Source organism: Butyricimonas synergistica DSM 23225 (assembly GCF_000379665.1).
GTDB lineage: Bacteria > Bacteroidota > Bacteroidia > Bacteroidales > Marinifilaceae > Butyricimonas > Butyricimonas synergistica.
Genome location: NZ_KB903371.1, coordinates 181,282 through 189,479, shown reverse-complemented (window position 1 = coordinate 189,479; position 8,198 = coordinate 181,282). Strand labels below are relative to the sequence as shown.

Below are 8,198 nucleotides of genomic sequence, written 5' to 3'. Positions count from 1 at the left end.
CGTCGGCTTGGTGGGCCGTTACCCCGCCAACTACCTAATGCCGCGCGTGCCCGTCTCGTGCCATTACTTTTAAAATTTTGGTCATGCGACCAAAAAGTCCCATGGGATGTTAGTCCACGTTTCCGCGGGTTATCTCCCGGCACGAGGTTGGTTGCACACGTGTTACTCACCCGTGCGCCGGTCGCCATCAAGGTATTGCTACCTCATGCTGCCCCTCGACTTGCATGTGTTAAGCCTGTCGCTAGCGTTCATCCTGAGCCAGGATCAAACTCTTCATTGTAAAATATTATTCAGAAATTTATATCTGGCAGGGTCATGTGTATGAATCCCGACATCGCGTCGGTCGATTCACGCTCGCTACGTTGTTTCTTTTTCACGTCAATATTGTTAAAGAACTCTTCTTTTTCTCGTCTTCACTGCCGCCATTTCTAGTGGCGAAAGCGGATGCAAAGATAAATCGTTTTTCCCTTCCCTTCCAAATCTTTTCCAAAGTTTTTTTCAAACTTTTTTCGAGCGGGATCGTTAATAATAAATTCCACCCCTCGATTTACCTCTTCAAACATCTCGAGAACTCCGCTAAAACCGCCACTCGACATCTTCTATCACTCGCGCCCCTTTCGGTTTTGCGGGTGCAAAGATAATAGCAGAAAATCACCTTTTCCAAATTTTTTACCACCTTTTTTTGAACTTTTTTACAAGTATCTGGAGAACAATCTTTTCAAAAAAAGATTTTCCAAGGGAGGAGCCATGTTACAGGCGCAAGTACTGGGTCGGGGAACAAGTTTTACCATCTTGCCCGGAGAAAAAACAATACACGTGTGCCGTGATCCCGGGTTGTCGCTTTAACCTGAACGCGGTTACCCGGTCCGCCCTCGTCGCCTCGATTCCATCGACAAGCACGGGGGAAAAAGAGTGGTTGCCGTACAAAACGAGCACCCCCAAACGATCACTCGCCCCGGCGGAAGGTAAGCCGGCATCCCCGTCCCACGTCAAGGTTACCCGGTCTTCATCGTCCACCACCGCTTCCAAGTGGTTCACTTCCTGCAACGCTCCCGCCGTCAAACTCAAGCGGGAGAAATCACCGATCTTGCCGTCGGCGTTAAACACCAGCATGTTTTCCTTCATGAAAAGGTTGAAGCCGTTCTTGCCCGTCCCGTTAGCTGCCTGTTTCCATATTTCACGGGAAATCACCCCCACTAGGCGCTGGTAAAAAGAAGTCGCCACCCGCAACCGGGAACGAAGCGAACGCTGGTCATCACTGTTCGCATCTCGAAAATCTGCCGCGGTGCTCCTGACACGGGTTTCCCCGTCTACTCGGTAAAAAATGGTGTTTCCCACTTTACCTCGAATTTGTTGATCTGTTTTTGCCATTTTTTTTATTTTAAAATTCTCAGGACAAAGATACATCACGTTTTCCCCGGGACATCATTTATGACACGGAAAACCTTTTTCATATCATGAACACCCGTTTTCATGACATGAACGGCTTCCCCCCCATCGATACCGGGCATTTCCCGGGGTATTCACGGGCTTGAAAGGGGGAAAAAAGGCGTTTCCATCATTTCACCCCTGTTTCACGAGCGTCAGGTAAACGCTCCCGAACGAACATGCACCGAAGTTGTTCCGAAAGTGTACCGAAATTATTCCCTATTTTCTCCCTTATCTCCACGGGACTACACCGGGAGCTCATCATAACACCTTATCTTCGCGAACACATCCAGCGAGGAAAAACAAAATACCCGAAAAGTTAAAAACTCAACTTTCCGGGTTTCTTTGAAAAACTCAATTATACTCGTTTCCAAACATCACTTATTCCAATGCGTATCAGAAACAAGAAGTAAATAACCACGGGCATTTTCCCAAAAGCACGCGAACAAGAAAAGCCCGTGGTTTTCTTTCTTTTTTATTCTACCACGATAAACGTGAAAGCATTCTCAATCACCTGAGTATACCCAGGATTTGTCAATCGAACGGATACTTTATATCTACCAGGAATCGCATCATTCTCAAATGGATACATCAAGGCTCCCCCGCCCCGGATAGCCAAATTCTTCATAAAAACACGGGCAGCCTCTTCACCTTGATCAGAAGTTACTGATTCCACGCTAAAATAAATTTGTTCCGTTCCCTCGTATCCTTGCAATTTTGTAGATATCCAGGGAGCCTTGGTTTCCATCCGAATGGCATCTAATTTTGGATCCGGAGTCTTACGGACATAGAGTGAATCCGGGTTATAAGAAGCATTCTCCGTGACCAAAAATCCAATCGTCTTTTCGTGACAACCAACTCCAATCACAGTCCATACTAAGGTTATAAATAATATCAATTGTTTCATAATCTTTCCGTTTTTAATTATTACTCGTCACCCAGCGTGAATTTATACTCCAAAGCATGCACCACACAATTATCCGGCTCTATATCTCCCGAAGCCACCCGAAAATTACCTTTCCCCGATTTCAGGAAATTAACATATATCGACCTAGGTGCATTGTCCACGACACCCTCCTTTTCCTCAACAAACACGTACGTCCACACGTCCTCTCCCGCCAAGTTTTTCTGGCTTTTTCCCCCAGATCCCCGCGTGCCATAATCACCCGGCTTACCTTCGGGAATATCTCTTCGATAAATTTTCCCGTCCACCACATGTTTCAGCAACACGGAGCGACACCACGCCGGATCCAAGTCAGATACACTCTTTATATTATTCGTCAACAGGTAACGACGAATCGAATGGTTCGCCAAACCGAAAAAAGTGATTTCCAGATGCGCTTCATCCTTCCCCTCGAAAAGCCGTACCATTTCCTCTCCCGCGTGCCGCACCATCTCCACGGTAAACGACCAATCGTAAGGATGGGCCTCCATGTACTCCAGTAAACTTTTTCCCTCGTGCCGACCATTACTAACTCCTGTATCAATAAAATTATCCTTTGTACAACCTACCGCAAAAAGCGAGGCTACAATGATTATATACATTATTCTTCTCATAATTTTCTCTTTTACTGTGTAACTCGATTCCAGTATACATTCTGACGTATCAAATCGTTATCCGAAAAACACATTCCCCCCAACATGAAATACAACGCCCCATCGTAGATGTCTTGATCCGTAAGCTTAGCGTATGCCTCGGAAATCTCTTCCCGAATATAGTCGTAAGGGTCTTCCCCGCGCAAGTGGCACCAGCCATTACGAACGATGTCGTACCAACGATGATTTTCAGACAGCAGTTCTTTCTCTCTTTCCCGGTAGATAGCCAAGGCGATATTCCCTGCCAAACCGTTCTTCACGTCATCCGCGCAAGGGAAAGCGTACTGTGCGGTTAAAGCGTTCCGGTTCAAATCCCCGTACGCACGGCCACGAATTTTGTTCAAATCCTCGGCGGCATTGCTCTTTCCTTGCCGGGCACGGCATTCCGCCCGTAGCAAGTAGATATCCGCCAAACGCCAAACGACCTGATTCTGGTCTATCCCCTGGAAACTTGGCTGCGGGTCATAATCGTATTTCTTATAGTAAGGATAACGAAACTTCCACAAGTAAGCCTGCTCTATCGCACTGTTATCAATGACTTTAATGACAGAATCCCCCGGCACCATGGAGGCAACAGCACCTTCCGCACTATGATTCAAATAAACCTTATCCGCATCCGTCGCCCAGAAATAGGCATCCCGGCGAAGGTCGCCCTCGGGATACATTCGCCTGACAGTAGCTTTAGATATATAAGGTTTACTATTATTTCCCGGCAAAGCCCAATTCGAGGCATCCAAAGGAAATCCGACCAATTGTATTTTCCGAAGTGAATTATCAAAGGAATTGAAATAAATCTCCCAAATGCTCTCGTCACTATCCCGGCGCATCACGTTCGTGCAAACCTCTTCCGGGGTATCAGCCAAACGATAGTTGCCCGCCTCCCCGTCGATAATCATCCGGCAATATTCCTCGGCTTTTTCCCAGTATTCGCTTTTTCCTTCCACACTGGCACGCCACGCGCAAATATGCGCCATCAAGGCGACGGCAGCCCCTTTGCTCCCGTACTGCTTCATTCTTGCCGCGGGAGCCGATTGTTCCACCATTTCCTCGTACACGGGCAAATCCAACGCCCTCAACCCGTATTTCTCCGCCTCATCCAACACGGCACCGATGGGACTCTGCGGGAGTTTACTAAATTTTGTACTTCCCTGTGTGATCGGTACCTCTCCAAAATTTCGCACGAGATAAAAATAAGCCAACGATTTCGCGAAATTAGCCTGCAAAACATACGGACGTATCTCCTTCTCCGAAATTTCAAAACGATGGGCATTATCCAAAATCAAATCCGCCTGATAGATCACCTGGTAACACTTATCCCAAGGACGTTTGGCATACATGGGATTCAACTGGTTCGGGATACTGCCGTAAGGATCCTTGTCGGCCAAAATTCCCCACGAATCAAGCCAATACCCTTCTGCCGCCATTGCCTTCACCCTTGTTTGCAAACCTGTCAACAAAGCCTCCGCATCTTGCTGGGTCCTGAAATAGTTCGTGTAGGTGGGACTGTTTTCAGGCCGCACGTCAATAAAATCCTCACACTGCCAACACAGAATCATGGAGAAACACAATAATAGATATGATATATACTTCTTCATCTTGATTAAAAATTAAGCGTTAATCCCAATGTCCATTTCCGCGGAAGAGGATACGATTTACCGTTATCAACCCCCGTGTAGACGTCAATCACTTCCGGGTTCTCCACCGAGTAATTGCTCAAATAAAATAAGTTTTCCACCGTCATAAAACAACGTACTCCCGAAAATCCAGTCTTTGCCGCCAAGCGCTTCGGCAAGTTATATCCCACGGTCAATTGCTTCAAAGAAACACTATGCACCTTTTCGATATTCGTGTCCAGCATCGCCCGCACGGTATTCCCCCAAGCCGGCATATTGGCACGGTCACCCGGTTTTTCCCAGAAAACCAGATCCTTGTAATCCAACATCTTGGTTATTCCTTGAAGCGGGTCAAAAGAATTCGCCACGCGGGCGTTAATCATCTTCCGCCCAATCGTGTAATTCACCAACACGTTCAAGTCAAAATTTTTCCACATCACCTCATTGATCCACCCGCCGTGCATCAAGGGAAGCGTGGAACCAGCGTAGTAACTGCTGGGATTTTTGTCATCATTGAAATCCCGCAATATGTAGTTCCCCAACTGGCCGCTTACCTCGCTCTTGGCAGTGATACCTCCCCAGTACGTGTCGTCCCCGTTTACCGTATAATAACGCGGCACATCATCTTCCGACTCGTAGAACCCGTCATGAGCGTAAACGTACAACCCGTTTAACGGGCGACCGATGACCAAACCGTCAACATCCTTACCCGTGTTAGACTTTTCAAACCGGTTCCAATTCCGGGAAGCATTCAGCTTCATCCGCCAGCTCACGGCACTTTCCCTGAAAATATCCGCCTGCAATTCCAACTCGATTCCCTCGTTGGACACCGCCATCGCGTTCTCCGTACGCCGGTCAAAAGGCGATAACCCTCCCGGCAAATCAACACCATGAATCAAGGAACTGGTGCGTTTATAATAATAATCCAATTTCAAGTTCAACCGGTAATTGAACATGTCCATATCCAAGCCAAGGTCGTATTGCTCTGTCTTTTCCCATGTCAAGTCGGGAGAAATCGGTCTTGCCGAAGACACACCCGAAGTACCGAGAAAAGTAGCACTTTCCACCCTCATCAAACCGTGAGCCAAATACGCATCCGTGAAAATTTGTCCCGATGTCCCGTAACTCCCGCGAATTTTTCCCCAGTTCAACCACTTCCCCGTCCAACGTTTGATAAAAGGCTCTTCCGAGAATGTCCACCCCACAGCTATCGACGGGAAATTAGCCCAGCGATTCCCTTCCCCGAAGGTGGAACTTCCATCCCGCCGGAAGGTGAACTCCATCAAATAGCGCTGCTTGTAATTGTAACTAAAACGCCCGAAAAGGCTCACCATCGCCTTCTCCGTGAAATCTGACTTGTAATTCCGGGTGGAAACATAATTAGGATATTTCTCAGAACCATGATTTATAATATCCTTGGTTTTCTCCGGATCATAATAATAAACATCATCACTCGCCCCGTTCTTTCCCCAGCCACCGATGTAAAAATTCTGCTCCTTGTTCGCATTAAATCCTAACAAAACACTGATATTGTGTGTTTCATTTATACTTTTATTGTAATTCAACAACTCCTCGGTGGAAAGCATCGCCTGCCGACTAATAGCACCCTCCGATTTATTCTCGTGATAAGACAAGTCCAAAGAGCCCGGACTAAACATATTCATATTACCCTGCGAAAAATCGACATTCCCGGAAGCCGAAACCGACAGCCCGTCCATAAGCTCATATTCCAAGAATGCACTTACCATAGCCCGGTAATCATCCGTACGATCTTTCATTCCCTTGATTCTTTTCAACCACTCGTCTTCCAAATCTTGCGACATAGAAACCGTCGTACTTTGCGTCATCGGGTTTGCCGCAATTCCCTCGTACCGGGAATTTGATCCGGATTTATTCATCGTACGGTCAACATAAGAGAGATATACCCGGGTATCCAATCGTAACTTGGACGTGAAGTGAGCGGACAAATTAGACATCAAATTCGCACGAGAATAGCCACTATTGAGCATAATTCCCTCCTCGTCATAAAATCCCAATCCCACCATATAACGAATACGGTCATTCCCACCAGACGCCTGAATATTAGCATTCAACACCTTACCCGTATTGAAAACATATTTCCACCAGTTCGTATGATTATTATAGTAAGGGTCCAAACTATCCTGAAGGGAAGGATCCACTTTAGAACTATTGGTATTTCCATTACCCCAGAATTGATCGTAAACTCCACCACTTTGCTTAAACACGTTCTCGTAAGAGGATGGGAAATAATATGCGCCACCTTTATAATATTTTTGCTTCTGATTTCTTTGAATCTGCAAATTAATCCACCTCTCCATGCGTCCTCCGGTTTGCTCCGGGTATTCCATTAACTGTGAAATCGTGTAAGAAACATTCGCGGAAAATTGCGCTTTTCCAACTTTTCCTTTCTTCGTGGTGACCAGAATCACCCCATTGCCCGCACGGCTACCATAGATAGAAGCAGCCGCAGCATCTTTCAACACTTGCACGGATTCTATCATACTGGGATCCAAATCGGCAAGCGTATTCGTTCCCGTCACCGGCGAAACGAAAGAGTGCATCGGCACACCATCAATCACCCAAAGCGGCTGCCCGTCACTGGCTCCCTGCACGAGCAAAGAGTTAAACCCACGCACGGCAACGACAGCCGCACTCCCCGGAGCCCCGGATTGCTGAATGATATTCACTCCCGCCAAACGACCTTGCAACATGCTGGTAATGCTGGCTGCCGGCAGTTCCTTCATCTCTTCTGCCGTTACCGAAGACATTGCGCTGACCACTTCCCTCTTTTTCTGTGTACCGTAAGCACGTACCACAACCTCATCCAGATCCGAAACATCCTCCTCCATGACGATTCGGAGCGTATCTGTCTTTTCGGTAAATTCCACTTGTTTTTTCTTGAAACCAATAAAAGAAAATTCCAACGCTCCCTTCTGCAAAGGCAAGTCCATGGCAAACCATCCCTTCTCGTTCGTCGCCGTTCCCACGGGTAAACCTACAACTTTCACAGTCACTCCCGGCATGGGCAGCTTCCCCGTATCATAAACAAATCCCTTTACACGTACTGATTTCTTTTCCTTGTCATTCAACTCCACAGGCTTAATAATCACCATTTTGTCTATATACTCCCACGTGAACCTTTTTCCCAGAATCTGCCGTAACACTTCATCGATTTTCGTGTTCTTCACGTCCAGTGAAACCGTCTGGCTCACATCTACCTCGTTGAAACTGTAAAAGAAGTCCAATTGTGTCTGTCGCTTCAGTTCGGAAATCACCTTAGTAAAAGGCATTTCCTCTACTTTCAACGTTACCATCTGATCCTGCGCACGCACTGCCGCAGAAAGAGAAAGTACAAAACCACACATTAACAAAAAAGTCAATTTCATCATCATCAAAATTTTCGCACGTGATTTTTTTAACGGGAACCACGTGCCCGTTCGATTTTTTTTCATAGTTTTGTGATAAGAGTTAAACATTCATCCGAAAGGGATCGCGAGTCCCCGTGGGATGTTTTTTTACAACCGGGAATTGTTGCTGCAA

The 8,198-nt window shown here is 46.7% G+C and carries 5 protein-coding genes and 1 rRNA gene; all 6 read right to left on the bottom strand.

The annotated features are described in order from the left end of the window. Positions 1-280, bottom strand: a 16S ribosomal RNA gene (locus A3CY_RS0117885); the annotation flags it as partial. A 470-nt stretch (positions 281-750) separates the two neighbouring features. Next, positions 751-1,371: a DUF6266 family protein gene (locus A3CY_RS0117875; RefSeq protein ID WP_018339320.1), complete on the bottom strand. Its 621-nt coding sequence runs from the start codon at positions 1,369-1,371 to the stop codon at positions 751-753. A gap of 532 nt (positions 1,372-1,903) precedes the next feature. Beyond that, entirely contained in the window at positions 1,904-2,335 is a 432-nt protein-coding gene (locus A3CY_RS0117865) for a hypothetical protein (RefSeq protein ID WP_018339318.1), read from the bottom strand. 20 nt (positions 2,336-2,355) lie between these two features. Continuing rightward, entirely contained in the window at positions 2,356-2,985 is a 630-nt protein-coding gene (locus A3CY_RS0117860) for a fasciclin domain-containing protein (RefSeq protein WP_051082756.1), read from the bottom strand. Between the two features lie 11 nt (positions 2,986-2,996). Continuing rightward, positions 2,997-4,619: a RagB/SusD family nutrient uptake outer membrane protein gene (locus A3CY_RS0117855; protein ID WP_040372013.1), complete on the bottom strand. Its 1,623-nt coding sequence runs from the start codon at positions 4,617-4,619 to the stop codon at positions 2,997-2,999. 5 nt (positions 4,620-4,624) lie between these two features. Continuing rightward, positions 4,625-8,110 (bottom strand): SusC/RagA family TonB-linked outer membrane protein, encoded by a 3,486-nt coding sequence (locus tag A3CY_RS0117850; protein ID WP_051082758.1) that lies wholly within the window; start codon positions 8,108-8,110, stop codon positions 4,625-4,627. Positions 8,111-8,198: the final 88 nt, after the last annotated feature.

Excerpts from the sequence above, each read along its gene's own strand:
- A3CY_RS0117875 (WP_018339320.1), bottom strand. The coding sequence starts at position 1,371 with ATGGCAAAAACAGATCAACAAATTCGAGGTAAAGTGGGAAACACCATT.
- A3CY_RS0117850 (WP_051082758.1), bottom strand. The coding sequence starts at position 8,110 with ATGAAAAAAAATCGAACGGGCACGTGGTTCCCGTTAAAAAAATCACGT.
- A3CY_RS0117855 (WP_040372013.1), bottom strand. The coding sequence starts at position 4,619 with ATGAAGAAGTATATATCATATCTATTATTGTGTTTCTCCATGATTCTG.
- A3CY_RS0117865 (WP_018339318.1), bottom strand. The coding sequence starts at position 2,335 with ATGAAACAATTGATATTATTTATAACCTTAGTATGGACTGTGATTGGA.
- A3CY_RS0117860 (WP_051082756.1), bottom strand. The coding sequence starts at position 2,985 with ATGAGAAGAATAATGTATATAATCATTGTAGCCTCGCTTTTTGCGGTA.